Consider the following 24,804-nt stretch of genomic DNA (forward strand, 5'->3'; position numbering starts at 1 on the left):
AAGCAAAGCGTGCCCACCATGCCAGACGCGTCGCGGAAAGATGGTGGGCACGGCGCGCGATGCGCGCCTTTGCCCACCCTACGATTCCACCCGAGTGGAGAGACACGATGACCGCACTCCCTGACATCCCCCTGCCCGCCGGAATCCGCTCGCGTTATGTCGACGGCATCAACGGCTTGCGTATGCACGTGCTGGAGGCTGGCTTCGAGACCACGGGGCGGCCGTGCCTCCTCTTGCTGCACGGCTTTCCCGAACTCGCCTTCTCCTGGCGCAAAATCATGCCGACGCTGGCCGCGGCCGGCTATCACGTGATCGCGCCGGACCAGCGTGGCTATGGCCGCACGACGGGATGGACTGCGGATTACGACGGCGACCTTGCGCCGTTCTCACTCCTCAATCTCGTGCGCGATGCACTCGCCCTGGTGTCGGCGTTCGGCTATAGGCAAGTCGATCTGGCCGGGCATGATTTCGGCAGCCCGGTCGCGGCCTGGTGCGCGCTGATCCGGCCCGACGTGTTTCGTTCGGTGACGATGATGAGCGCGCCGTTCGGCGGACCGCCGGCGCTGCCGTTTGGTACGGTCGATGCTCCGGCAAAGCCTGCGGTGGAGGACCCCGTGCATCGCGAGCTCGCCGCGCTGCCGCGGCCGCGCAAACATTATCAATGGTATTATGCGACACGCCCGGCCAATGCCGACATGCAGCACGCGCCGCAGGGCGTGCATGATTTCCTGCGCGCCTATTATCATCACAAGAGCGCGGACTGGACCGACAACAAGCCTTATCCGTTGGCGTCGTGGTCGGCGGACGAACTCGCAAAGCTGCCAACCTATTACGTGATGGATCTGAACGAGACCATGGCGGAGACGGTCGCCAAGGAGATGCCTTCGCCCGCCGCGATCGCCGCCAACCAATGGCTGCCGGACAGCGACCTCGCCTATTACAGCGCCGAATATGGTCGCACCGGATTCCAGGGCGGGCTGCAATGGTATCGTTACGGCACATCGGGCATGCTCAACAGCGAGATGCAGCTGTTTGCAGCACGCAGCATCGACGTGCCCTCATGCTTCATCTCGGGCAAGCAGGATTGGGGCACTTACCAGCGTCCGGGCGTGTTCGAGGCGATGCAGGGGCGCGGCTGCACAAGGATGCTCGGCTGCCATCTCGTCGACGGCGCCGGCCATTGGGTGCAGCAGGAGCAACCCGCCGAGGTGAGCCGGCTGCTGCTCGACTTCTTGGCCAAAGCCGGCACAGCCTCATTTGACCCGGGAACCCCGGCCCTCTATATAGTTTAGAATAGTTCTAAACTAGTGTATAGGGCCGCCGTGAAGAATTTTGCCGACCTGACCGAGCGCGAGGTGCTTGCGGTCGCGATCTCCTCCGAGGAGGAGGACAGCCGCATCTACATGACCTTCGCCGAGGACCTTCGCGAGCGTTACCCGGACACGGCAAAAATCTTCGAGGAGATGGCCGAGGAGGAGCGCGGCCACCGGCACATGTTGCTGGAATTGTACGAGCAGCGCTTCGGCAAGCATCTGCCGCCGATCCGGCGCGAGGACGTCAAGGGATTCCTGCGCCGCCGCCCGGTCTGGCTGACCAAGAACCTGTCGCTCGACGCCATCCGCAGGGAAGTCGAGACAATGGAGATGCAGGCGGAGCGCTTCTACGTGAAGGCCGCCGAACAGGCCCAGGACGTCGGCGTGCGCCGCCTGCTCGGCGATCTCGCCGAAGCCGAGAAAGGTCACGAGGAGACAGCCGCAAAGCTGACGGGCGAGATCCTGAATTCCGATGTCCGCGCCGAGGAGGATCGCACCAATCGCCGCATGTTCGTGCTGCAGTACGTGCAGCCGGGCCTTGCCGGATTGATGGACGGATCGGTCTCGACGCTGGCGCCGCTGTTTGCCGCGGCCTTCGCCACCCACCAGAACTGGCAGACGTTTCTTGTGGGCCTCGCCGCATCGATCGGCGCCGGCATCAGCATGGGTTTTGCGGAGGCGCTGTCCGACGACGGATCGCTCACGGGGCGCGGCTCGCCCTGGCTGCGCGGCGTCACCTGCGGCGCGATGACCACGCTCGGCGGCCTCGGCCACACCGCGCCCTATCTGGTGCCGGATCATTGGGCCAACGCGTTCTGGATCGCAACGGCGATCGCCTGCGTCGTCGTGTTCTTCGAATTGTGGGCGATCGCCTTCATTCGCTCCCGCTATATGGATACGCCGTTCCTCCAGGCCGTATTCCAGATCGTGCTCGGCGGCGCGATCGTGCTCGCGGTGGGCGTGTTGATCGGGGCGGCGTAGTGGCCTCACATTCGCTGTCATTGCCCGCCCCTGTGCGCAATTGCGGACTAGGCGGGCGATGACGGCGAATTCCTGAACTCCTTCCGTTCCGTCTCGCCGGCACATCAATCGCGATCAAACAGTCGTTGCAGCACTCGGGCAAACTGCGCATCATCCTCCGACAACGAGAGCAGGAGAAGCGCCGTGACCAGATCGGAATGGAGTTTCAAGAGCGCGGTCGAACTTTCGGCCGCATTGACCGCAAAGAAGGTCTCCGCGGTCGAGCTTACCCAGGATGCCATCGACCGCATCGAGCGTCACGACGGCAAGGTCAACGCGATCTGCGTGCGGGATTTTGATCGCGCCCGCAGTGCGGCACGCGAGGCGGATGTGGCGCTGGCGCGCGGCGAAAGAAAACCGCTGCTCGGAATTCCGGTGACGGTGAAAGAATCCTTCAACATCGCGGGCCTGCCCACAACTTGGGGCTGGACGCCGCAAAAGGATTTCAAGCCGACCGAGGACGCGCTGTCGATCTCCCGGGTGAAGAACGCCGGCGGCGTCATTCTCGGCAAGACCAACGTTCCCGTGGGCTTGGGGGACTGGCAGAGCTACAACGACATCTACGGCACGACGAACAATCCATACGATCTCGGCCGCACGCCCGGCGGCTCATCAGGCGGCTCGTCGGCAGCGCTGGCGGCCGGCTACGGACCGCTCTCGCTCGGATCCGACATCGGCGGCTCGCTGCGCGTGCCGGCATTCCATTGCGGCGTCTATGCGCACAAGCCGACATACAATCTCTGTCCGACGCGCGGCCATACGCCGCCGCCATTTCCTGCGGTCCCGATGGAACGCGATATGGCGGTGATCGGCCCGATGGCCCGGAGTGCGGCCGATCTGACGCTGCTGCTGGACGTGATGGCCGGTCCCGATCCGGTCGACCTCGGCATCGGATACAAGCTGGCGCTGCCGGACGCACGCCACGACAGGCTGAAGGATTTCCGCCTGCTCGTGATCGACAGCCATCCGTTGCTGCCTGCGAATTCCGACATTCGCGGCGCGATCGAGACGCTGGCCGGGCGATTGACGGGCGCCGCCGCGAGCGTCGCGCGCGAAAGCCCGCTGTTTCCGGACTTCAAGGAAGCCTCGCGCCTCTACATGCGCATGTTGATGGGCTTCCTGGGCGCGTTCTTTCCGCCGGACATTCTCGCCGGCGCGCGGGCCGGTGCGGCGCATCTCTCACCCGAGGACAAGAGCCTCGCGGCCGAGCGGCTGCGCGGCATGACCTCCAGCCATCAGGCCTGGGTGTTCGACGAAGGCGCGCGCGCCGGGCTGCGCGCGCAGTGGCGGCACTTGTTCAGGACATTCGATGCGGTGATCTGCCCGATCATGCCGACTCCCGCCTATCCGCATGATCATTCGCCGGAGCAGGAGAAGCGCCGGATCAATATCGACGGCAAGGACCATGTTTATCCGGACCAGCTTGCCTGGCCCGGCATCGCCACGCTGACGGGCTTGCCGGCCACGGCCGTTCCGCTCGGCCTGTCGAAGGACGGGCTGCCGGTCGGCGTCCAGATCATCGGCCCCTTCCTCGAAGACCGTACGCCGCTCAGGCTCGCTGAACTGATCGAGCGTGAGTTCGGCGGGTTCCAGCCGCCGCCATTATTCAATGATTAGTTCTTCCCGTCATCGCGAGCGAAGCGAAGCAATTCAGAATCTTTCGAAGTGACAGTCTGGATTGCTTCGTCGCCAGCGCAAAAATTGCTTCGCAATTTTGTCGCGGGCTCCTTGCAATGACGGAGGACGACAACGTCGCGCTTCCGGGCTCGCGCGTCGCGCGCCCCGGAATGACGGAAAGGAAGCACCATGAGCCAGGACCTCGATCAACTGACCGCCCTCAACCGTGACTACGTTGGCTCCGTGCAAAACTGCGACGTCAAGCGTTTCGACGAAATCCTGGCGACGGAGTTTTATTGCTCCAATCCCGACAAGACGCTGGTCGACCGTGCCGCCTTCCTGGAGCAGACCGCGCGGCCGATCACGATCCGGAACTTGAAAGAGCGCGACGTCATCATCCGCATCATGGGCGACTTCGCCGTCATCCACGCCGCGACGAGCTACACCACGGCGGATGGCCAGCAGGCGACGGGGCGGTACACCGATTGCTGGGCAAAGCAAAATGGCAAGTGGCTCGCGGTGTCGGCACACGTGTCGCGGTGAGGCCGCACGCTGCCTTTCCCCCTCGGGCTGCAGGGCATTCGACGACTGCCATAAAGAGATCGCTAACCAAACAATCTTTTCCCGAGCCATGGGCAAACCGCTGATCTGACATTTATCCAGCTGGCAATCGTTCGCCCGTCAAAATTGCAAGTGACGAGAGGTCCCCTCAGGGCATCGATCTCGAGCATGTCACGAGGACACGCTGCGAAGCTCGGAGTGCTTCCCCGGCAAGGGTACCGCTCAAATCCGGCGAGAGTGATTGCGTGACAAACGACACAATCGAGATAGGCGCGCTCCGCGACCCCTATCATCGCGTCAATCCAGATGAGACGCTGCCCGAGCGATGGCGCATTCCGATTGCGGTAGCGGTCGGGTGCGGGCTCATGGGCATCGTGCTCCGTTACCTCGCGCGGGAACACGCGACCGCCGACGCCGCCGAATACATCACCTGGTACACCTTCGCGCGAGATCACGGCATTGCCGGGCTGGCCGAGGCTTTCACCAACTACACGCCGTTCTACAGCTACCTTCTGCTGATCGCCGCCCGATTTGATGGGCTGGGCCAGCCGCTTTCCCTCGTGAAGATGATCTCGGCCATATTCGAGCTCGGCTGCGCGATCGTTGTGGCCCGGATGGTCTGGCGAGTTACAAGCGTGCCGTTGCGCACGTCCCTGGCCTTCTGCGCGGTGTGGCTTGCGCCGACGGTGCTCTTCAACGGCGCAATGTGGGGACAGGCCGATTCGATCTGGACCTTCTTCGCGCTGATTTCCGTGGCGATGTTCATGCGGGACCGAAACGGGGTTTTGCCATTCGCAGTGGCCTGCTCGGTGAAGGCCCAGGGCGTCTTCCTGGGGCCGTTCGTGCTGGGCATGATCCTGCGCCGCAAGATCCACGTGGCATGGCTTGCAGCCATTCCGGCAGTCTATGCGATCCTCGCCATTCCGGTTCTCGTCGCTGGCAGATCCCTGGTCTCCGTACTCGGGATCTATCTCGGCCAGGCCAACACATTTCATCACCTGACCATGAATGCAGCGAATATCTGGGTGTTCGCAGGAGGAACGCCGTACGCGGTCGGAGTCGCCGCCGGCCTCGTGCTCGCGGCGGCGAGCGGGCTCGCCCTATCGATCTTCATCGCACAGTCCAGGCGGACGGGGCCGGAGTTCATTCTGCTGGTCGCGTGCGTATCGCTCATCCTCATGCCGTACCTGCTTCCGAAGATGCACGAGCGCTATTTCTACGGCTTCGAGCTTGCGGCGATCGCCCTGGCCTGCCTCAATCTGCGTTATCTGCCGTTCGCAGTGATTGCCCAAGTCGATGGCGTGTTATCCTACCTCGCATTCGAGAGTGAGATCGTCATGGGTCTGTTGCCGGCGGCGCTCTGCAACACCTTTCTGGTGTTCTACCTCGTGCTCGATCTCCGGCATGGCGAACGTGGATGTCGCTTTCCGAGGTTTGCCTGGCTTGGCTTCACCGCGTCGACTGCGGGATTATTCTCCTATTTGCTGTTCGCGGGTCCCGGCCTGAACGTATCCGTCGCGTATATGCTCGTCGCCGGACTTGCCACGGCCATGACGCTGCTCCTCGTGAAGGAGCAGCGTTGCGCCTCGGCCGACAGTCCGGCCGCATCGCGTTGATTTCAATTTTCGGGCAGCGCCGGCGTCGGTTGTGCTAGCTGTCGAACACGATCACGCTGCGCAGCGTCTTGCCGGCTTTCATGTTGGCAAAGCCCTCGTTGATCTCGGACAGCTTCAATTTCGCCGAGATCCAGTCCTCCAGATGCAGCCGTCCGCGCAGGTAGAAGTCAACCAGGCGCGGCATGTCGACGCGAAAATGGTTCGAGCCCATCGAGGAGCCCTGGATCCGGCGCTCGCGCAGGAAATCGAAACCGTGCAGCTCGATCTTCTGGCCGAACGGGATCATGCCGACGATGGTGGCGGTGCCGCCGGAGGCGAGCATGCCGAATGCCTGCTCGGCGGTCTCCTTGCGGCCGAGCACCTCGAAGGAATGATGCACGCCGCCATTGGTGAGATCGCGCACCTGCTTCACGACGTCGCCGTCGGCGGGGTTGATGATGTCGGTTGCACCCAGCTTGGTCGCGAGCTGGAGTTTTGCCGGATTGGTGTCGATGGCGATGATGCGGCCGGCGCCCGCGATCTGCGCGCCGTTGATCGCGGCCATGCCGACACCGCCGCAGCCGATCACGGCCACGGTCTCGCCGGCCGTCACCTTCGCGGTATTCACCACCGCACCATAGCCGGTGATGACGCCGCAGCCGATCAGCGCGGCTAGATCGAGCGGCATTTCTTTCCGGATCTTGACGATCGCGTTCTCGTGCACCAGCATCTGTTCGGCAAATGACGAAAGATTGAGGAACTGGTGCAGCTTCTCAGGCTTGGACCACTGCATCCGGTTTGAGGCGCCCGGCAGCAACTTCACGGTGGTGTCGGTGCAGAGCACGGTGCGGCCCGTGGTGCAGTTGTCGCAGGTGCCGCAGAACACCGACAGGCAAGTGACGACGTGGTCACCCGGCTTGACGTAGGTGACATCGGAGCCGACCTGCTCGACCACGCCGGCGGACTCGTGGCCGAGCACCGCGGGCAGCGGATGCGGATAGAGCCCTTCCATGAAGTGCAGGTCGGAGTGACAGAGCCCGGCGACCGTGGTGCGGATCAGGACTTCGCGCGGGCCCGGCTTCGGTAGGCTGACGTCCTCGATGACGAGCGGCTGGTTGACTTCATAGAGGACGGCGGCCTTCATCGAGCACTCCCTGTCGCGTTTCTTGGTTTGATCGTGGCGTGCAGCCTACGCTGCCAGAACCAGTTCGCCAACCTCGCTCATGCCGGCTGAGCTGTCGCCAAGCAGCAGCGCGGCGATCCTGGCCTGCGTGGCATTTTCCGTGAGCCGGAACGGATCGCTCGGTGACACCCGATGGTCGATCACGAGCCGCGACAACAGCAGCCGGCGCGCATCGCCGCGCATCTCGTGGATGCGATGTGCCCCCCAGGCGAGAGCGACGGCGCTGGCGACATGATAGAGCAGGCTCGTCGCACGACGCGCATCGGCCTCGTTCTCGGATGCCCCCGCAACCTCGCGCGCGAAGCCGACGGCGCGATCGACAAGTGCCCGCAAGCGGTCGCGCCAGGCCTGCGGCACGGAAGCACTGTCGTCGAGCCGGGCATGCAGATCGGCCGCCAGCGCGGATTCCGCGCCGTGGCGGCCGACCGCGCGCCGCAGCGCATCGATCGCGACGATGTTGCCGGTGCCTTCCCAGACCGACCCGAGATGCGCATCGCGCAGCAGGCGCGGCGTCGCGAATTCCTCGATATAGCCGATGCCGCCGCGCATCTCGAGCGCATCGCCGCAGACCTTTCGCGCATCGCGGGTGGCGCGGAATTTCAGCGTCGGCGTCAGGATCCGCAACAATGCCGCCGCATCCTGGCTGCCGGCCTCGGCGCGGTCGAGCGCGTCCGCGGTAAGGAAGCTCATCGACAGCGCCTGCTCGACCGGCAGCATGATCTTCAGCATCTGGCGCCGGCCGAGCGGCAGGTCGATGATGCGCTGGCCGAACACGACGCGGTTTGTCGCGACCGTCATCGCATCATGATAGGCGCGGCGCATCAGCGCGGTGGATTTGACGCCGTTGGAGAGCCGCGACGAATTCACCATCTCGGCCATCTGCACGAAGCCGCGGTCGAGCTTGCCGACCGCGTAGGCGATGGCGCCTTCGAGCTTGATCTCGCCCGAGGCCATCGAGCGGGTGCCAAGCTTGTCCTTCAGACGCACGATCCGGTAGTGGTTCTGCGAGCCGTCGTCGAGGAAGCGCGGCATCAGAAACAGGCCGACGCCGCGCGTGCCGGGGCCGGCGCCTTCGGGGCGCGCCAGCAGCATCACGACCTCAGCGTCGGCATTCGAGCAGAACCATTTTTCGCCGTAGAGACGCCAATGATCGCCTTCCTGCACGGCGCGCGTGGTCAGCGTGCCGACGTCGGAGCCCCCCTCCTTCTCGGTCATGAACTGGCCGCCCTGCGTCAGCTTGCCCATGTCGGTCTGGGTCAGACCGTCCAGATATTTCGCCTTCAGCGCCTCATCGCCGAAATTCGCCAGCAGCTTGGCGCAGCCGTCGGTGACGTTGATCGGGCACCCCATGCCGAATTCGGCCTGGTTGAAAAGAAACGTGAAGGCGTGCTTGGCGACGACAGGATATTTGTCCGGCCAGCCCATGATGCCCTTGCGGATCGAGAGCGCATGGATGCCGAACTCGCCGAACGCCGCGTTCTCCAGTTCGCGATAAGCCGGGTGATATTCGATCCACTGCACGTCGCGGCCGAACTTGTCGCGCTGGTGCAGCACCGGCGTATGACGGTCGGCAAGCCGCGCGCAGTCGTCGAGGCGGCCTCCGGCGAGTTCGCCGAGGCGATCGAGATGCGGCTCGATATGGCGGAACAGATTTTCCGGCAGATGGATACGCAGCAGGTCGGTCAGCGCGGGATCGGCGCGGTAGAAGTTCATGCCTGTGGTGTCGGGCGCCAGCAGACCGGACTGCTCGGCCGCGACATTCCTTGGCTGCGCTGGGGCCGGCTTATGCATGATCGTCCTCTTCGTTTCCGCCTTGCGGACATTCCGCGCCACTTTAGCGCTTGCCGCTTGGGATGATGTCGATCATGCTCCAGTCGCGGGGTGCGATAAAGCCGCAAATCGTCAGGGAGGCATGATCACCGTGAAGGAGCAATTCGCTCTGCGGAATTGTGATCGCGCCGGCTGGCTGTTCGCAAAAGCCATGCATAGATCAGGAGCTTCCTGCTTCCGAGAGACCACACCATGGAACATCCGAAATACAAGATCGCCCTTATCGTCGGCGCCGGCGAAGGCCTGAGCGCTTCGCTGGCGCGCTTGCTGGCTGCGCAAGGCATTCGCGTCGCGCTCGCCGCGCGCAAGATCGAGAAGCTGGGCGCGCTCTGCAGCGAGACCGGCGCCAAGGCCTATGCCTGCAACGCGACCGAGCCCGACCAGGTGGAGCGCCTGTTCGGCCTCGTCGAGCGCGAGATCGGCACGCCCGACCTCGTCGTCTACAACGCCAGCGGCCGCACCCGCGGGCCATTCGTCGATCTCGTTCCGGCCGATGTGGCGCAGGCGATCGCGATCAGCGCCTATGGCGGCTTCCTGGTGGCGCAGCAGGCGGCAAAACGCATGCTGCCGAACAAGCACGGCGCGATCCTGTTCACCGGCGCCTCCGCCAGCGTCAAGGGCTATGCGCAGTCGGTCTCCTTCGCGATGGGCAAGTTCGCGCTGCGTGGCCTCGCCCAGAGCCTGGCGCGCGAATTGTCGCCGCAAGGCATCCATGTCGCGCATTTTGTGATCGACGGCGGCATCCGCAGCGCGGCGCGGACGGAAGCCGAAGACAAGCCGGATTCGATGCTCGATCCCGACGCGATCGCGCAGAGCTATTGGAACGTGTTGCAGCAGCCGCGCAGCGCCTGGAGCTGGGAGCTCGAGCTGCGGCCCTGGGTGGAGAAGTTTTGAGGCCTGACTGCCGTAGGGTGGGTTAGCCGAAGGCGTAACCCACCTCTTTATTCACCGCGTGTCTGAAAAGAGGTGGTTACGCTGAGCGGTCTGCGCTAGGCGCAGTCCGCTCAGCTAACCCACCCTACGAGAGCCAAACAAGAACAGGGAGGATCAATGACCACCGAAACCGTCATCGACACCGGCACCAATGAACTCCTCTGCGTCATCCGCGACCGCGTCGCGGTGATCACGCTGAACCGGCCGGAGGCGCGTAATTCGCTGTCGGACACGCTGACGCCGGCGCTGCGCACGATGATCCGGACCTGCGGCGAGAATCCCGATGTCGGCGCGCTCTTGCTCACCGGCGCCGGCGAAGCGTTCTGCGCCGGCGGCAACGTCAAGGGCATGGGTGCGCATCGCGACCCGAAGAAGCTCGAAATGTCGTTCGACGACAAGGTCGCCGATCTGCAGGAACGGCAACGGCTGCTCACCGGCGCGCTCGTGTCGGTGCGCAAGCCGACCATCGCCGCCCTCCCCGGCCCCGCGGTCGGCGCCGGGCTTGCCATCGCGATGGCCTGCGACATCCGCATCGCCGCGCAATCGGCCTTCGTCGCCACCGGCTATGCCCGCATCGCGCTCTCCGGCGATTACGGCATCGCCTGGCTGCTCACCCGTCTCGTCGGCACCGCGCGAGCCCGCGAGCTGATGTTCACCGGCGACCGCGTCGATGCGGTGCGGGCCGAAGCGATCGGCCTCGTCAACCGCGTCGTGCCCGATGACAGGCTGCAAGCCGAAGCCTTCGCGCTGGCCAAGTCGCTCGCCGAAGGCCCGCGCCTGGCGCTGCGCTACATGAAGGACAATCTCGACGAAGCCGTGCTGTTCGATTTCGAAACCGCGCGCGACCATGAGGCCGAACGGCTGGTGCGCCTGACCACGACCGCGGATCACAAGGAGGCCGTGCAGGCCTTCATCGAAAAGCGCAAGGCGGTGTTCACGGGAAAATAGGCACTCGCTTTGCAACAGGCGGTCGAGGCGGGTAACCGGCTGTCATTCCGGGGCGATGCGCAGCATCGAGCCCGGAATCCATCTGGCCGCAAGACACGTCGTGAAATGGATTCCGGGTTCGCGCTACGCGCGCCCCGGAATGACGATGTGGAGAGAGTCTTCGCCCGGACCGCAACCGGGCAAAAAAAAGCCCGGCCCTGGTTCACCCAGAGCCGGGCTTGCAGTGGTGTCAAACCGAGGCTGAGGGGCTTTCGGCCTGACGGGAAAGGGCGGCGAGGCGCCAGCTTGCGCAGGGAATGTCTTTCGGCGCGATCGCGATCTCCTTGTCGAAGCGCACCAGCTTCCAGTCGTCGGGATGATTGACGAAGGCGAAACCGGATTTACGCGCGAGCGAGACCATGGTCTCGTTGGAGCGCAGCGTGTCGCCGAACATGTGCTCGGCGCCGAGCGCAGCCGCGCGGCATTCGAGATTCTTCATCAGCGCGGTGGCGATGCCGTGGCCCTGCCAGCGGTCATGGACCGACAGGCCGAATTCGAGCGTCGCGGTTTCGGCGTGCAGTGCATAGCGCGCCTCGGCGACGATGGTGTCGAAGCCGTCGACCATCATGGTCGCAACCACGGAGAAACGTTCGCGCTCGCCGACCTGAAGGAAGTCATGCAGCAGCCCTTTCGGCAGCTCACTGATGGCGCCGAAGAAGCGGTTGTAGCGGGAGCGGGTCGAGAGCGAACGGAAATAGTGCTGCAGCTCGTCGGTGTCGCGCGGCTCGACAAAACGGACGTTGAGCGCCGTGGCATCGCGGGTGCGCAGCGTGTCCGAATATTGCTTGAGGTCTTCGAGGCGGAGAGTGCTCATGATACGAGCCCTTCACAAAAGAGACCGCCGGCGCCCCCACAGTCAGGCGGCGCCGGCCTGGCGGCCAATCAGGCCCGCCAGAAGGGTTTGTCAGCCTCGTAGGCAATGTCGGTCCAGGACAGTCCGACGTCCTGAAGATCACGCGCGGTCCATTGGGTGAGCTCGCGCCTGTTGCGATAGCGCTCGTGCCAGACGTGAAGGGTCTCGCCGATCTGCTGGATCAAGCCGGGCGCATGATGATTTGTCATCGAATTGTGGGTCAAGGTAGACATTTTAAGCTCCTGGAGCTAACTTGGCCGCTAATATCGGCTTCCTAGTGCAGTGCGACAAACGACAATTTGTACCTTTTCGCATGAAATAACGTCATGTATCCTGCTGCCAAATGACTGCCAGATTGCCGTCCCTGAACGGATTGCGGGCGTTCGAAGCCGCCGCGCGCCATCTCAGCTTCACGCTGGCGGCAAGCGAGCTGAACGTGACGCAGACCGCGATCAGCCATCAGATCCGCAGGCTCGAGGAGGAGCTCGGCATCCGCCTGTTCATCCGGCAGAACCGTGCGCTGGCTCTGACCCCGGAGGCGCGGGACTATCTGCCGGGCGTCCGCGCTGCCTTCAACGACCTCCGGCTTGCGACCGACCGGTTGCTGCGCAAGGACGACGACAAGGTGCTGACGGTCTCGACGCTGGCCTCGCTCGCCGCAAAATGGCTGTTGCCGCGGCTGACGGATTTCCAGGAGCAGCATCCCGGCATCGACGTTCGTATCACCACCTCGACCAGCTTCGTCGACTTCCAGCGCGACAATGTCGATGCCGCCATCCGCTACGGCCGCGGCCAGTGGCCGGGCCTGCGCGCCGACTGGCTGATGGCGGATGAGCTGTTTCCGGTGTGCAGTCCGTCGCTATTGCGTGGCGACAAGCCACTGCGCCGGCCCGAAGATCTGGGAAACCATCCGCTGCTGCACACCTCGAGCGCCAACAGCGACGATTGGCGGCTTTGGCTGACCGCGGCGGGCCTGCCGGCCGACATTGCGAGGCACCCCGGCATCACCTTCGACATGATCTTCATGACCATCCAGGCCGCGATCGACGGCATCGGCGTGGCGATGGGACGGACCTCCTACGTCCAGGACGACATCGCCAAGGGCCGCCTCGTGGTGCCCTTCAAGATCGCGCTGCCGGCCGACGCCGGCTTCTACCTGGTCGCGCCCGAGGGGCGCCGCGAAGCGCCGAAGCTGACCGCATTCCGCCAATGGATGCTCGCTGCGACGCAAAATAAAGCCTGAAAAATCATCAGCTTCCTCCCAAAAACGGATTGACTCGGCCCGCCTCGCGCGGGAAGAGGCGTGGCAGATTGTCGCAGTCTCTGTCGCCTTGCCGTGGGATGATTTCCCGGTCCGGCCAGACCTTTCCAAGGGGAGCAACGCCATGGCTGGACCAGCCGCATCGACCAATCCACCCGCGATCAAATCACGCATCGGCGCCATCCTGCGCGCCACGTCAGGCAATTTTCTCGAACAGTTCGACTTCTTCCTGTTCGGCTTCTATGCGGCCGCGATCGGCAAGGCGTTCTTCCCCTCCTCTGATGAGACCGCATCGCTGCTCAACACCTTTGGCGTGTTCTGGCTCGGCGCCTTGATGCGGCCGGTCGGCGCGATCGTGCTAGGGGCTTACATCGACCGCATCGGCCGCCGCCAGGGCCTGATCGTCACCCTCGCCATCATGGCCTTCGGCACCGTCGTCATCGCATTCTGCCCGAGCTATGCGACCATCGGCATCGCCGCGCCCATCATCGTGCTGATCGGACGTTTGCTGCAGGGCTTCTCCGCCGGCGTCGAGCTCGGCGGCGTGTCGGTGTATCTCTCGGAGATCTCCACGCCGGGCAATCGCGGCTTCTACACCTCGTTCCAGTCGTCGAGCCAGCAGGTCGCGATCTTCGTTGCCTCGATCCTCGGTTACATCCTCTCGGAGGTGATGCCGGCCGACACCGTTGCCGCCTGGGGCTGGCGCATTCCCTTCTTCGTCGGCTGCCTGATCATTCCCCTGATCTTTGTCCTGCGGCGGACGCTGGAGGAGACGCCGGCCTTCCTCGCCATGAAGAAGCATCCGACGGCCAGCGAGGTGTTCGCCTCCGCGCTCGCCAACTGGCGCATCGTCATCCTCGGCATGATGATCGCGATCCTGACCACGACGACGTTCTACTTCGTCACCGTCTACACGCCGACCTTCGGCAAGACCGTGCTGAAGCTGTCGACGCAGGACGCGCTGCTGGTCACGCTGCTCGTCGCTGTCACCAACTTCTTCTGGAACCCGGTCGGCGGCGCGCTCTCCGACCGCATCGGCCGCAAGTCCGTGCTGCTCACCATCGCCGGCCTGTCGCTCGTCACGGCCTATCCTGCGCTGCACTGGCTGGTGGCGGCGCCGAGCTTCGGCAAGCTGCTCGCCGTCGAGATGATGTTCTCGTTCTATTTCGGCGTCTACAGCGGCACTATGCTCGGCGCGCTGGTCGAGATCGTGCCGGCGGATGTGCGCACCACCTGCTTCTCGCTCGCCTTCGCGCTCGCCGCCGCCCTGTTCGGCACCTTCACGCCGTTCGCCTCGACCTTGCTGATCGAGCATACCGGCGACAAGGCCTCGCCCGGCTTCTGGCTGATGCTCGCTGCGCTGCTTGGAATCATCGCGGCCTCGACGGTGTATCGCGGCGGCGGCAAGGCCGTGCCGACTTATGATGCGGTGCCGGAGCCGGTTGCGGGGCACTAACCGTCATTCCGGGGCGCCTCGAAGAGGCGAGCCCGGAATCCATTTCGCTCATTCCCGTCGCACGATGGATTCCGGGCTCAGCCCTTCGGGCTGCCCCGGAATGACCAACTGGCTACAACTCCACCACCACGTAATCGCTCTCGACCTTCACCGGGATCGTCTCCGCGACATACGGCCCCTTCACGACGCTCGCACCCGGCTCGACATGGGCCGGGTAGGCCTTCACGCGGAAGCGGCGGGGATCGCAATAGGACTGACCGGTGCGGATGTCGAACTCCCAGCCGTGCCAGGGGCAGCGGATGATCTCGCCGAGTTTTGTATACTCGATCTCGCCGGGCTCCTTCGACTGCGCGAGACCGATCAGCGGGCCCTCGCACAGCGCCGCGCCCTGATGCGGGCAACGGTTCATCAGACCGAAATATTCACCCTTGATGTTGAAGACCGCGATCGGCCGCCCGTCGATCTCCAGAAATTTTCGCGTCCCCGGCGGCAGTTCGTCGACCGGCGCGATCACATGCCGCGCCATCAACCAATCCCGTACAGCGCGCGCGCATTGCCGAGGTAGAACGCCTCGCGATTGGCCTCGCTGACACCCGCCGGCAACACGCGCGACGGCTCGTCGTAATCCCAATGCGGATAGTCGGTCGCAAACAACAGGCGATCCCAGCCGATCCAGTTGATGACGTCGAACAGATCCTCGCGGCTTTCAGGATCCTCCATCGGCTGCGTCGTCCACCACACCTGCTCGCGAATATACTCCGACGGCGGCCGCTTCACATGCGGCACCTCGCTGCGCAGGCGCTGCCAGGTCTTGTCGAGCCGCCAGGCCAGCGACGGCGCCCAGCCGAAGCCGGCCTCGATCATCACCATCTTCAGTTTCGGGAAGCGCTCGAACACGCCTTCCAAAACAAGACTCGCTAGCGCCGATTGCTGGCATTGCGAGTGACCCACCATCTCCTCGATGTAATAGGACGGCCAGCCCGACGGCGTGATCGGATTGCCGCCGAAGCCGAAGGCGTGGACGCCGACGGGAAGGCCGGCTTCCTCCGCGGCCTGGTAGATCGGCCAGTAACGGCGCTGGCCGAGCGGCTCGACATTGCGGCTGAGCAGCAGCACCTGCACGAAGTTCTTGTCGCCGGCGCGCTCGCGGATTTCGGCGGCGGCCGACAGCCCGTCCTCATTGCCGACGACGATCGAGGCTTTCAGCCGCTTGTCCTTGCTGGTCCATTTGTCGATCTGCCAGTCGTTGATCGCCGAACACAAAGCGGCCGAGAGTTCGTGATTGCGGATGCCCTGCCCGGTGTTGAGCGGATTGAGCACACCCAGCTGCACGTTGTTGGGATCGAGCAGTTGCTTCTGCATGAAGGACAGCGAGGAGCCCTGCGGGCCGCCTTCAGGCGGATAGGCATCGCGGCGCGAGGCGTTGGGCTGGGCCTTCGGATAGGGCGGGCCTTCCATCATGCCCTGATAGGCATGGACGCCGTAGACTTCGAGATGATGCTGCCAGCGTTTGGCGAGATAGGGATAAAGCTCGGTGCGGGTGGCGCGTGCCGGATGGATGTCGCAGTCCGCGATCGCGGTTTTGACGGTCAGTGGGGAAGCGGCTTCTTGGCTCTCGCGGAATTGGATATTCATCGCCTTGCCTCCTTTGGCAGCGGGCTCACGTCAGGCGGGGATAGGTCGCATGTGGATTTTCGATCATGATCTTGCGCACGAGATCGGGGGTGAGACCTTCGGGCAGCGCGTCCTGGCCCTCGAACTGCCAGTGCGGATAGTCCGTGGAGAATAGGACCAATTCGTCGGACTGCATATGATCAAACAGGCGAATTAATGTCGCCTCGTCTGGCGGCGCATCAAATGGCTGTAAGGAGAAGCGGATGTTGCTGCGCACAATATCCAGCGGCGCGCGATCAACCCACGGCGTCTCCATCCGCACCCCGCGCCAGAACTTGTGCAGGCGCCAGAGATAGGGAGAGATCCAGGAGACGCCGGATTCCAGCATCACCATTTTCAGGCGCGGATATTTGGCGAACACGCCCTCGACGATCAGGCTGGTGAGCTGAGTCTGGAACGCCTGGGCCTGCCCGACATAGTCCTCGATGTGATAGGAACCCCATCCCACTGCGGTCGGCGGATTGTGATAGGCGGAACCCGCGTGAATGCCGACCGGGAGTTCCAGCCGTTCCGCGGCTTCATAGATCGGCCACAGCGCGCGCTTGCCGAGCGGCGTGTCGCCCATCACAAGCATCAGGACCTGGACGAAGCGCTTATCGTGCGCGCAGCGCTCGATCTCTGCCACGGCCTTCTCGACGCTTTGCGTCGGGATCACGATCGAGCCGCGCAGCCTCTTGTCGCGATCGAGCCACTCCTTCACCAGCCAGTCGTTCAGCGCGCGGCAGAAGGCGGCCTGCAAATCTTCCGAAAACACCATCTGCACGCCGTAGAGCGGACTGCAGATGGCGTAGCTGAGCTGAAACGGATCGAGCACATGGCGCTGCATGTCGTCGAGGCTCTCGCCCGGCTTGCCGCTCTCGGGGCGCCAGTCGGGCCGCGCCGTAATCGGCGAACTCGGCGGATAGGATTGCGAGATGAGGTCGACCATGCCGCGCGTCGTCACCTGATCGCGCCAATAGTCGTTCAGGTACGGCAGCAGGCTGGTCAGATGCGGCACGGCCGGATGCACGTCGCAATCCACCCCGCCGGCGATCAGGGACGCCATGACGTCTCCCTTCTCACGTTTCCTCGCATGTCTCTACTTGTACCCGCCATTCAAGCAGGCCTGCCCGTCGCCCGCAACTCAGCCAAGCGTCCTGTCATATGCTAGGAAGGCTGAGCTCGGTTGCGAAGAGATAAGGGGTTAGGGATGAAAGAGCTCGTCAGCATTGCGGAACAGGTCGCAGCGAAGCTGATCGCGCGCAAACAGACCATCGCCGTGGCAGAATCCTCAACCGGCGGCCTGATCGCGGCCAGCCTGCTCGCGGTGCCCGGCGCGTCCGCCTATTTCCTCGGCGGCGCGGTGGTCTACACCCGCGATGCCAGGCGCGTGCTGATGGATATTTCGGACGAAGGAATGAAGGGCTTTCGTTCCTCGTCGCAGCCCTACGCGCAACTGCTGGCCGAGCAGATGCGAACGCGCTTCAACAGCGACTGGGGCCTGTCCGAGACCGGAGCAGCCGGCCCAACCGGCAACCGCTACGGCGACGCCGCCGGCCATAGCTGCATGGCGGTTGCGGGGCCTGTGTCAGAGGTGATGACGCTGGAGACCGGCAGCAACGACCGGTTCGGCAACATGCAGATGTTTGCTGCGACGGCGCTGAAGCTGTTGTTGAGGAAGCTGGAGGGGTGAGCTGCGCGAGTGAGTCGGGGCAGCCTCACCACCACATTGCTGTCATCGCCCGGCTCGACCGGGCGATCCAGTACTCCGAGACGGTTATGATTGAATCGATGGGCCGCGGCGTACTGGATGCCCCGCCTTCGCGGGGCATCCAGCGGAGAGTGAGGCGAGAGCTCACCGCCCCAAATGCCGCATGAAGATCCGGACCACATATCCCTGGAATCGCGGTGCTTCGTCGTAGAGATCTGACGCGATCCGCTCGATGGTCTCACGCAACGACAGGAACTGCGCCTGCCGTGCGCTGCTTTCGGTGCCCTGCATGCCCGCGAGCTCGTCCATGGCGGCGTCGCTGATCTGGCACTGCACGACCTCGTCGCCGCTCAGCATGGTGAAGCGAAAGGCCAGCCGTTCGAGGTCATGGCCAATGATCTTGTCGCGCGTCAGCGGCATCCAATTGTCCCGTCGCGCCCCCGAACGGGACAATGCTGAAAATCTGACGCCTTGTCACTATCCGCGCCGAAGGACGTGGCGGTCATCCGACGCCCATCAGCAGCGGCTCGACGAACCGGCTGCTCTCCAGCTTCAGTAGACGAGCGCCGTGCCGGTCGGCCTGTCGAGCGCCGCGGCCAGCGACCGATACTCCTCACAACCGGTCCCGCAGATGGAGGCAATCCGGCTCAAATGATAGAGCGCCTGCTCGCGATTACCCCGCTCGAGCTGCCACAGCCCGTAATATTGCCACGTCAGCACGTGGTTCGGATCCGCCTTCAATGCGCGCTCATACCAGACCTGCGACTGCTCGTAGTCGCCGAGCTTGCGATAGGAGTAGCCGATGAGGTTGGCGACGTTCGGATGGTCGTCATGGCCGAGCGACTTCAATTGCGCGATCGCGGCCGCATAGTCGTTGCGCTCGTAGATCGTGTCATAGGCCACGCGGTAGCCCGCCGCGAATGCGGGATCGCCGATGCCGGACTGATTGTTCGGCTTCTTGCCTTTCTGGGTTGCCTTGGCGCCCGGACGCTTCGGATAGGTCGGCTGCGGTTTCTGATCCGAATAGGCGCCCGCGTACGGATCCGTGGAGCTGGCGCTGCCCCCGCCTCCTCCACCCCCGCCTCCGCCCGCGGCAAAGGCCGGCGAGCACAATAGGGCTGCCGCGAACGTACCCAACACGAAGCGCCTGATCATCGCTGCGATCATGTCTGCCTCCTCAGTGTTTCAAGCGGCCCCGGACCAATTGATAACCCTGCCTCGGCGGCAATATTCCGGGACGCTGCGCTCACGGAGGCGTCAGCATGCGTACGACAGTTCCGGTGTCCTTTACTGGAAGGCCACCTCGGCAAAGCTGCGCAGCTTTCGCGAATGCAGCCGCTCCGATTCCTGTTGCTTGAGCCGCTCCAGCGCCTTCAGGCCGATCTCGAGATGCTGGCCGACGCGGCGGCGGTAGAATTCGCTGGCCATGCCGGCGAGCTTGATCTCGCCGTGCAGCGGCTTGTCGGAGACGCAGAGCAGCGTGCCGTAGGGAACGCGGAAGCGATAGCCGTTGGCGGCGATCGCGGCCGATTCCATGTCGAGCGCGACCGCGCGCGACTGCGACATACGCCGGATCACCTCAGGCCCGGAGATCTCCCAATTGCGGTTGTCGACGCTCGCGACGGTTCCAGTGCGCATCAGGCGCTTGAGCTCGAAACCTTCGAGCCCCGTGACGTCCTCGACCGCCTCCTCGAGCGCGACCTGCATCTCGGCCAGCGCGGGGATCGGGACCCACAGCGGCAGCTCGCGATCGAGCACGTGGTCTTCGCGCACATAGCCGTGCGCGAGCACGTAATCGCCGAGGCGCTGCGTGTTGCGCAGGCCCGCGCAATGGCCGAGCATCAGCCAGGCATGCGGGCGCAGCACCGCGACATGGTCGGTGACGTTGCGCGCGTTGGACGGACCGGTACCGATGTTGATCAGCGTGATGCCGCGATAGCCTGATGCGACCAGGTGGAAGGCCGGCATCTGCGGCATGCGCGCCGGCGCAACGCCGCTGATTGCGCCGGCGCTGCGCGTGATGACGTTGCCCGGCGCGACGAAGGCGTCAAGGCCGGCCTCACTCGACTGGAGCCGCTGCTGACAGAGCTGCGCGAAGGCGTCGACATAGAACTGGTAGTTGGTGAAAATGACAAAATTCTGGAAATGCTCGGGGTCGGTGCCGGTGTAGTGATAGAGCCGGCGCAGCGAGTAATCGACGCGGGCGGCGCGGAACAGCGACAGCGGCTCGGGCGCGCCCGGCTGAAGCTCGAAGGTGCCGTCGGCAATCGAATCGTCCATGGTGGCGAGATCGGGCACGTCGAACGCGTCGCGCAGCGATCGCGCGACAGAGGAGTTCTCGCTCGTCGTGATCGCAGCTTCGATGTTGATGTCGCGGCGATAGGCGAAGTGGATCGGGATCGGCTCGGCAGACTCGCCGATCTCGACGGGCACGCCGTGATTCTGGATCAAGAGGCCGATCTGCTCGATAAGGTAGCTCCGGAACAGATCCGGACGCGTCACGCTGGTTTCATGGACGCCGGGCCCGGCGACGAAGCCGTAGGCGAGACGGGAATCCAGCCGCGCATGCGTCGCGGTGGTGAGGCGGACGAAGGGATAATAGGCTCGCACCCGCGTCGTGATCGCTTCGCCGCCGACATAGGCCTCGAACCGGTCGCGCAGGAATTTTGTGTTGCGCTCGTAGATTTCTTCGAGCCGCGCGACCGCGAGTGTGGCGTCGGAGAAGGATTCGGTGGCGATGGAGGATGGGGATTGCATGGTCGACCGCCGAGTTGATGGGCTTGAGTCGAACTATAGCAAAGAAGTCAGTGCCGTAGGGTGGGCAAAGCGGAGCGTGCCCACCAATATGCCCGTCGTGTAAGAGACGGTGGGCACCGCGCATCGCGCCTTTGCCCACCCGACGAGACCGACAGCGAGAAACACGGTGCCGTGGGGTGGGTTAGCGCAGCGTAACCCGCCACTTCTGCTTCCGCGGATAGAGAAGCGGTGGGTTACGCTGCGCTAACCCACCCTACGAGATCACGACGCGCTTTCGCCCGTCACTTCTCCCGGAACGCCCGCATCAGCTGGTCGTGCAGCGGCTTCATCAGATAGGACAGCATCGTGCGGTCGCCCGTCTGGACGAAGGCTTCCACGGGCATGCCGGGAATCATCTTGACGTCGCCGAGACGGGCGATCTCTGCGGCCGGCATCGAGACGCGGATGGTGTAGTAGCTCTGGCCGGTGCGCTGGTCGGTGGTGACGTCGGGCGAGACGCGGCTGACGAGGCCGTTGAGCTCCGGCGTGGTGCGCTGATTGAAGGCGGAGAGGCGCAACAGCGTCTTCTGGCCGATCTGCAGCTTGTCGATGTCGACCGGATTGACCTTTGCCTCGACCTGGAGATCGTCGGCCTGCGGCACGATCAGCATGAGAGCGTCGCCGGCGGTGATGACGCCGCCGACCGTGTGCACCGTGGATTGCAGCACCATGCCGTCCTGCGGCGCGCGGATGTCGATGCGGCGAAGCTGGTCTTCGGCGGCAACCTTGCGCTCGATCAGCTCGCCGATCTTGTCGTTGGTCTCGCGCAGATCCTTGGAGACCTCGCTCACCACGTCCTTGTCGACCTGGATGATCTGGAGCTCGGTCTCCGTGATCTTGCCCTTGGCCTGGGCGCGCGAAGCGATGTACTGCGCGCGTTCGCCGTTGAGACGGGCCGAGTCGCGTTCGAGCTGGGTCAGACGCGAGATCTGCACCAGACGCTTGTCGTAAAGCTCGCGCACGCCGGTGAGCTCGTTCTGCACCAGCGCGATCTCCTGATCCTTGGCCTTCTCCTGGGCGCTGAGCCCCGCGATCTCCTCGTTGAGCTGCGTGATGCGCTCGCGCAGCTGGGCCTTCTGTCCGGTGCGGCCGTTGACGCGGACGTCGAACAGCTTGGTTTCGGCGGAGAGCAGCAGCTTGACGTCGGGATCCCCAGCGCGCTCGATCAGGGCCTGCGGAAATTCGATCCTGTCGACCCCGCGCTGCTCGGCCTGCAGGCGCGCCGCACGCGCCTGCGCGGCGTCGAGATTCTTGGTGACGATGGCAAGGTTGGCCTTGGTGACGGTATCGTCGAGCCGCACCACGATATCGCCGGCCTTGACCAGGTCGCCGTCGCGGGCGCGCACCTCGCCGACCACGCCGCCGGTCGGATGCTGCACCTTCTTGACGTTGGATTCGACCACGATCTGGCCCGGCGCGATCAGCGCGCCCGAGATCAGCACGGTCGAGGCCCAGCCGCCGAGACCGACGACAAGCACCAGCACGATCACGAAGCCGAGGATCAGGTGAAACTTGATGGATTCGCGTACGGTCTTGTTCGCGGCAGGCTTCGGGCCGCCGATGGCCATCGTGCTCATGGCTTTGTGCTCATGGTTTGGCCACTCCACCTTCGCTGACGATCTTGATCGGGGCCGGCGGCGTCACGCGCGGCTGCAGTACCTGGGCGAGCACCTGCTCCTTTGGGCCGAAAGCCTGCATGCGGCCATCACGCAGCACCAGGACCTGGTCGACCGCCTCGACGCCGATCGGGCGGTGCGCCACCACGACCACGATGGCGCCGCGCTCGCGAGCGGCGCGGACGGCGCGGGTCAGCGCCTCGTCGCCTTCGGTGTCGAGATTGGAGTTGGGCTCGTCGAGCACGATCAGGAAGGGGTTGCCATAGAGCGCGCGCGCCAGCGCCACGCGCTGCGCCTGGCCGGCGGAAAGCGCCGTGCCCTGCTCGCCGACTTGCGTGTTGTAGCCCTCGCGCATCTTGATGATCATCTCGTGCACGCCGGCTTCTTTCGCAGCCGCGATGATGCCCTCGGACGTCGCCTCGGGATCGAACCGGCTGATGTTCTGGGCGATGGTGCCGCCGAACAATTCGACGTCCTGCGGCAGATAGCCGATGTGCCGGCCAAGCATGTCGGACGACCATTGGTCGAGCGCCGCGCCGTCGAGCCGCACCTTGCCGCGCACCGGCTGCCAGACCCCGACCAGCGCGCGGATGAGCGACGACTTGCCGGAACCGCTCGGGCCGATCACGCCGAGGCCGTTGCCCGCGGCGAGCGCGAAGGTGATGTCCTGCACGATGAGGCGCTGGTCGCCGGGCGGCACCATGGCGACGCCTTCGACCGAGAGCCGGCTCGTGGGCGCCTGCAACTGGGTCGGCATCGTCTGCGCCGGCATCTGCTCCAGCAGGCGCGTGAGGCGGTGCCAGCTCTGGCGTGCCGCGACGAAGGATTTCCAGTGCGCAATGGCGAGATCGACCGGCGCAAGCGCGCGGGCGGACAGGATCGAGCCGGCGATGATGATGCCGGCGGTCGCCTCCTGGTGGATGACGAGATAGGCGCCGACCGCCAGCACGGCCGATTGCAGCATCATGCGCAGCACCTTTGCGACCGCGCCGAGACCGCCGGCGACGTCGCTCGCGCGCTGATTGCCGGCGAGATACTTTTCGTTGGTCTCGCTCCAGCGCTGGTTCATCCGGCCGGCCATGCCCATCGCCACCATGACTTCGGCGTTGCGGCGGCTGGCCTGGGCGAGATCGTTGCGCTGGGCGGCAAGCCCCATCGCCTCGCGCGCCGGCTGGCGGGACATGAACTCGGTGACCAGCGTCAGCCCGACCAGGATGATGGCGCCGACCAGCGCGGTGACGCCGATCATGACGTGGAAGGCGAAGCAGATGGCGAGATAGAGCGGCAGCCAGGGCAGGTCGAAGAATGCGCTCGGGCCCATTCCGCCGAGAAAGGAGCGGACATTGTCGAGGTCGCGTAGCGGCTGGAGGCCTTCGTTGCGGCTGCCGACCAGAAGCGGCAGACGCACGATGGTGTCGAACACGCGCTTGTTGAGGGCTTCATCGAGCGCGGTGCCGATCCGCCCCAGGATCCGGTTGCGGATCATGTCGAGCACACCCTGCGCCATGTAGAGGAAGCTGGCGAGGATGATCAGGCCGACCAGGGTCGGGACGCTGCGGCTCGGCAGCACCCGGTCGTAAACCTCCAGCATGAATATCGACCCGGTCAGATAGAGCAGGTTGATCATGCAGCTCATCAAGCCGACGCCGATGAACGCCGTGCGACAAGCGCGTAAGGCGTCACCGAGCTCTGAACGGCGGACGCCAGGACCGGCTGCCATCAGTCTGATCTCTTTCAGGTGGGGGCCAAGGCCCCTGATTTCACGAGCAATTCAGGGTACTCGCCCCGGATTAACATCATGTTCGCCCTGCGTCCAACGCAGCCGGGTTCATCCAAAACCCTGATGGCCCACATCTACCCCTGATGGCCCCGCACGCAAGTCCGGTATTTCACAGTCTTTGCGGCTTTTTGGTGCAGTGGCCGCCGCCCCTCCCGGTCCTGGAGAGGCGGCTAGTTCCGATCGACCGAACCGGGCGGCTGCTAGAACCGGCCGCCGCCCCTCACCAGCCGTACCACCAGCAGCAGGATGACCGCGCCGATGGCGGAATAGACGATCTCGGATACCAGGCCTGTGCCGAGGCGAATGCCGAGCTTCGGAAACAGGAAGCTCGCCACCAGCGCACCGGCGATGCCGACCACGATGTCGCCGATGATCCCGAACCCCGTTCCGCGCACCACCTTGCCGGCGAGCCAGCCGGCCACCAGGCCGACGAACAGGATGACGAGCAGGCCTTCGTTTGAAATGTGCATAAATCTGGTCCCTCTGCATGAACGGCCGCATGGAACGGGAACCGGGATGAATGGCGTCTGAATGCTAGTCGCTTCACCCGCCTTCGACAAAAATGTCGAAAACAACCCCATGCAAAGTAGAACGGCTTCTGCCTGCAGTCGCCGGTGAACTGTGACAACTCGGTGTTGC

General features: G+C 64.4%; 23 protein-coding genes. 10 read left to right on the forward strand and 13 right to left on the reverse strand.

Annotated features, from left to right (window positions below; all coding sequences use genetic code 11):
• Positions 1-107 precede the first annotated feature (107 nt).
• From XH81_RS16240 to XH81_RS16260, 5 genes are all read left to right on the forward strand, one after another.
• Positions 108-1,292: an alpha/beta hydrolase gene (locus XH81_RS16240; protein WP_049801951.1), complete on the forward strand. Its 1,185-nt coding sequence runs from the start codon at positions 108-110 to the stop codon at positions 1,290-1,292.
• Between the two features lie 30 nt (positions 1,293-1,322).
• Positions 1,323-2,294: an iron exporter MbfA gene (mbfA, locus tag XH81_RS16245; RefSeq protein ID WP_028140637.1), complete on the forward strand. Its 972-nt coding sequence runs from the start codon at positions 1,323-1,325 to the stop codon at positions 2,292-2,294.
• Positions 2,295-2,477: 183 nt separating this feature from the next.
• On the forward strand, positions 2,478-3,950 hold the full coding sequence (locus tag XH81_RS16250; protein ID WP_212475106.1) for an amidase: 1,473 nt from the start codon (positions 2,478-2,480) through the stop codon (positions 3,948-3,950).
• A gap of 189 nt (positions 3,951-4,139) precedes the next feature.
• Entirely contained in the window at positions 4,140-4,493 is a 354-nt protein-coding gene (locus XH81_RS16255; RefSeq protein ID WP_271596276.1) for a nuclear transport factor 2 family protein, read from the forward strand.
• A 263-nt stretch (positions 4,494-4,756) separates the two neighbouring features.
• On the forward strand, positions 4,757-6,127 hold the full coding sequence (locus tag XH81_RS16260) for a hypothetical protein (RefSeq protein ID WP_271596277.1): 1,371 nt from the start codon (positions 4,757-4,759) through the stop codon (positions 6,125-6,127).
• Positions 6,128-6,161: 34 nt separating this feature from the next.
• Here XH81_RS16260 and XH81_RS16265 read toward each other — a convergent pair whose 3' ends face one another.
• Positions 6,162-7,250: a Zn-dependent alcohol dehydrogenase gene (locus XH81_RS16265; RefSeq protein ID WP_028140641.1), complete on the reverse strand. Its 1,089-nt coding sequence runs from the start codon at positions 7,248-7,250 to the stop codon at positions 6,162-6,164.
• A gap of 45 nt (positions 7,251-7,295) precedes the next feature.
• Positions 7,296-9,080, reverse strand: coding sequence for an acyl-CoA dehydrogenase family protein (locus XH81_RS16270; protein WP_271596278.1), 1,785 nt, complete (start codon positions 9,078-9,080; stop codon positions 7,296-7,298).
• A 231-nt stretch (positions 9,081-9,311) separates the two neighbouring features.
• Here XH81_RS16270 and XH81_RS16275 point away from each other — a divergent pair, with 231 nt between their 5' ends.
• Both XH81_RS16275 and XH81_RS16280 read left to right on the forward strand, forming a co-directional pair.
• Positions 9,312-10,013: an SDR family oxidoreductase gene (locus tag XH81_RS16275; RefSeq protein ID WP_271596279.1), complete on the forward strand. Its 702-nt coding sequence runs from the start codon at positions 9,312-9,314 to the stop codon at positions 10,011-10,013.
• A 156-nt stretch (positions 10,014-10,169) separates the two neighbouring features.
• Positions 10,170-11,000 (forward strand): enoyl-CoA hydratase, encoded by an 831-nt coding sequence (locus XH81_RS16280; RefSeq protein ID WP_271593693.1) that lies wholly within the window; start codon positions 10,170-10,172, stop codon positions 10,998-11,000.
• A 229-nt stretch (positions 11,001-11,229) separates the two neighbouring features.
• On the opposite strand, the gene XH81_RS16285 is transcribed toward XH81_RS16280, so the two are convergent.
• Together XH81_RS16285 and XH81_RS16290 are read right to left on the reverse strand one after the other, a co-directional pair.
• Positions 11,230-11,853 carry a GNAT family N-acetyltransferase gene (locus tag XH81_RS16285; protein ID WP_212475101.1) on the reverse strand — a complete coding sequence of 208 codons (624 nt, stop codon included), beginning with the start codon at positions 11,851-11,853 and terminating at the stop codon, positions 11,230-11,232.
• Positions 11,854-11,921: 68 nt separating this feature from the next.
• Positions 11,922-12,125: a DUF1127 domain-containing protein gene (locus XH81_RS16290; RefSeq protein WP_028140646.1), complete on the reverse strand. Its 204-nt coding sequence runs from the start codon at positions 12,123-12,125 to the stop codon at positions 11,922-11,924.
• A gap of 110 nt (positions 12,126-12,235) precedes the next feature.
• On the opposite strand from XH81_RS16290, the gene XH81_RS16295 reads away from it, so the two are divergent.
• The gene (locus XH81_RS16295) at positions 12,236-13,135 is read left to right on the forward strand and encodes a transcriptional regulator GcvA (protein ID WP_028140647.1); all 900 of its coding nucleotides are present in this window, start codon (positions 12,236-12,238) and stop codon (positions 13,133-13,135) included.
• A gap of 142 nt (positions 13,136-13,277) precedes the next feature.
• Entirely contained in the window at positions 13,278-14,609 is a 1,332-nt protein-coding gene (locus tag XH81_RS16300) for an MFS transporter (RefSeq protein ID WP_095426870.1), read from the forward strand.
• A 112-nt stretch (positions 14,610-14,721) separates the two neighbouring features.
• Here XH81_RS16300 and XH81_RS16305 read toward each other — a convergent pair whose 3' ends face one another.
• Genes XH81_RS16305 through XH81_RS16315 form a run of 3 tightly spaced genes read right to left on the reverse strand, consistent with a single transcriptional unit; the run spans position 14,722 to position 17,328 of the window.
• The gene (locus XH81_RS16305; protein WP_028140649.1) at positions 14,722-15,135 is read right to left on the reverse strand and encodes a Rieske (2Fe-2S) protein; all 414 of its coding nucleotides are present in this window, start codon (positions 15,133-15,135) and stop codon (positions 14,722-14,724) included.
• Positions 15,135-16,244, reverse strand: coding sequence for an amidohydrolase family protein (locus XH81_RS16310; protein WP_028140650.1), 1,110 nt, complete (start codon positions 16,242-16,244; stop codon positions 15,135-15,137). The genes XH81_RS16305 and XH81_RS16310 overlap by 1 nt, the downstream gene beginning before the upstream one ends.
• 25 nt (positions 16,245-16,269) lie before the next feature.
• A complete protein-coding gene (locus tag XH81_RS16315; protein WP_028140651.1) occupies positions 16,270-17,328 on the reverse strand; it encodes an amidohydrolase family protein in 1,059 nt (352 codons plus the stop codon).
• Positions 17,329-17,472: 144 nt separating this feature from the next.
• Between XH81_RS16315 and XH81_RS16320 the strand changes: the two genes are divergently transcribed.
• Positions 17,473-17,955 carry a CinA family protein gene (locus XH81_RS16320; RefSeq protein ID WP_028140652.1) on the forward strand — a complete coding sequence of 161 codons (483 nt, stop codon included), beginning with the start codon at positions 17,473-17,475 and terminating at the stop codon, positions 17,953-17,955.
• Positions 17,956-18,117: 162 nt separating this feature from the next.
• Here the strand turns inward: XH81_RS16320 and XH81_RS16325 are convergent, their stop codons facing one another.
• The 6 genes from XH81_RS16325 to XH81_RS16350 form a co-directional block, all read right to left on the reverse strand.
• Positions 18,118-18,393: a DUF1488 family protein gene (locus XH81_RS16325; RefSeq protein ID WP_020508771.1), complete on the reverse strand. Its 276-nt coding sequence runs from the start codon at positions 18,391-18,393 to the stop codon at positions 18,118-18,120.
• A gap of 132 nt (positions 18,394-18,525) precedes the next feature.
• A complete protein-coding gene (locus XH81_RS16330; protein ID WP_028140654.1) occupies positions 18,526-19,140 on the reverse strand; it encodes a tetratricopeptide repeat protein in 615 nt (204 codons plus the stop codon).
• Between the two features lie 120 nt (positions 19,141-19,260).
• A complete protein-coding gene (locus XH81_RS16335; protein WP_028140655.1) occupies positions 19,261-20,730 on the reverse strand; it encodes an AMP nucleosidase in 1,470 nt (489 codons plus the stop codon).
• Positions 20,731-21,011: 281 nt separating this feature from the next.
• Complete coding sequence (locus tag XH81_RS16340; protein ID WP_028140656.1) at positions 21,012-22,346, reverse strand: HlyD family type I secretion periplasmic adaptor subunit; 1,335 nt, start codon at positions 22,344-22,346, stop codon at positions 21,012-21,014.
• A gap of 10 nt (positions 22,347-22,356) precedes the next feature.
• Positions 22,357-24,105: a type I secretion system permease/ATPase gene (locus XH81_RS16345; RefSeq protein WP_028140657.1), complete on the reverse strand. Its 1,749-nt coding sequence runs from the start codon at positions 24,103-24,105 to the stop codon at positions 22,357-22,359.
• Positions 24,106-24,365: 260 nt separating this feature from the next.
• Complete coding sequence (locus tag XH81_RS16350; RefSeq protein WP_028140658.1) at positions 24,366-24,635, reverse strand: GlsB/YeaQ/YmgE family stress response membrane protein; 270 nt, start codon at positions 24,633-24,635, stop codon at positions 24,366-24,368.
• Between the last annotated feature and the right edge of the window lie 169 nt (positions 24,636-24,804).

This window comes from Bradyrhizobium sp. CCBAU 25360 (assembly GCF_028128695.1).
Lineage (GTDB): Bacteria > Pseudomonadota > Alphaproteobacteria > Rhizobiales > Xanthobacteraceae > Bradyrhizobium > Bradyrhizobium ottawaense.

Coding starts and splice junctions, on each gene's coding strand:
- XH81_RS16240 (WP_049801951.1), top strand. CDS start 108: ATGACCGCACTCCCTGACATCCCCCTGCCCGCCGGAATCCGCTCGCGT.
- XH81_RS16255 (WP_271596276.1), top strand. CDS start 4,140: ATGAGCCAGGACCTCGATCAACTGACCGCCCTCAACCGTGACTACGTT.
- XH81_RS16265 (WP_028140641.1), bottom strand. CDS start 7,250: ATGAAGGCCGCCGTCCTCTATGAAGTCAACCAGCCGCTCGTCATCGAG.
- XH81_RS16270 (WP_271596278.1), bottom strand. CDS start 9,080: ATGCATAAGCCGGCCCCAGCGCAGCCAAGGAATGTCGCGGCCGAGCAG.
- XH81_RS16275 (WP_271596279.1), top strand. CDS start 9,312: ATGGAACATCCGAAATACAAGATCGCCCTTATCGTCGGCGCCGGCGAA.
- XH81_RS16280 (WP_271593693.1), top strand. CDS start 10,170: ATGACCACCGAAACCGTCATCGACACCGGCACCAATGAACTCCTCTGC.
- XH81_RS16285 (WP_212475101.1), bottom strand. CDS start 11,853: ATGAGCACTCTCCGCCTCGAAGACCTCAAGCAATATTCGGACACGCTG.
- XH81_RS16290 (WP_028140646.1), bottom strand. CDS start 12,125: ATGTCTACCTTGACCCACAATTCGATGACAAATCATCATGCGCCCGGC.
- XH81_RS16295 (WP_028140647.1), top strand. CDS start 12,236: ATGACTGCCAGATTGCCGTCCCTGAACGGATTGCGGGCGTTCGAAGCC.
- XH81_RS16300 (WP_095426870.1), top strand. CDS start 13,278: ATGGCTGGACCAGCCGCATCGACCAATCCACCCGCGATCAAATCACGC.
- XH81_RS16305 (WP_028140649.1), bottom strand. CDS start 15,135: ATGGCGCGGCATGTGATCGCGCCGGTCGACGAACTGCCGCCGGGGACG.
- XH81_RS16310 (WP_028140650.1), bottom strand. CDS start 16,244: ATGAATATCCAATTCCGCGAGAGCCAAGAAGCCGCTTCCCCACTGACC.
- XH81_RS16315 (WP_028140651.1), bottom strand. CDS start 17,328: ATGGCGTCCCTGATCGCCGGCGGGGTGGATTGCGACGTGCATCCGGCC.
- XH81_RS16320 (WP_028140652.1), top strand. CDS start 17,473: ATGAAAGAGCTCGTCAGCATTGCGGAACAGGTCGCAGCGAAGCTGATC.
- XH81_RS16325 (WP_020508771.1), bottom strand. CDS start 18,393: ATGCCGCTGACGCGCGACAAGATCATTGGCCATGACCTCGAACGGCTG.
- XH81_RS16330 (WP_028140654.1), bottom strand. CDS start 19,140: ATGATCGCAGCGATGATCAGGCGCTTCGTGTTGGGTACGTTCGCGGCA.
- XH81_RS16335 (WP_028140655.1), bottom strand. CDS start 20,730: ATGCAATCCCCATCCTCCATCGCCACCGAATCCTTCTCCGACGCCACA.
- XH81_RS16340 (WP_028140656.1), bottom strand. CDS start 22,346: ATGAGCACGATGGCCATCGGCGGCCCGAAGCCTGCCGCGAACAAGACC.
- XH81_RS16345 (WP_028140657.1), bottom strand. CDS start 24,105: ATGGCAGCCGGTCCTGGCGTCCGCCGTTCAGAGCTCGGTGACGCCTTA.
- XH81_RS16350 (WP_028140658.1), bottom strand. CDS start 24,635: ATGCACATTTCAAACGAAGGCCTGCTCGTCATCCTGTTCGTCGGCCTG.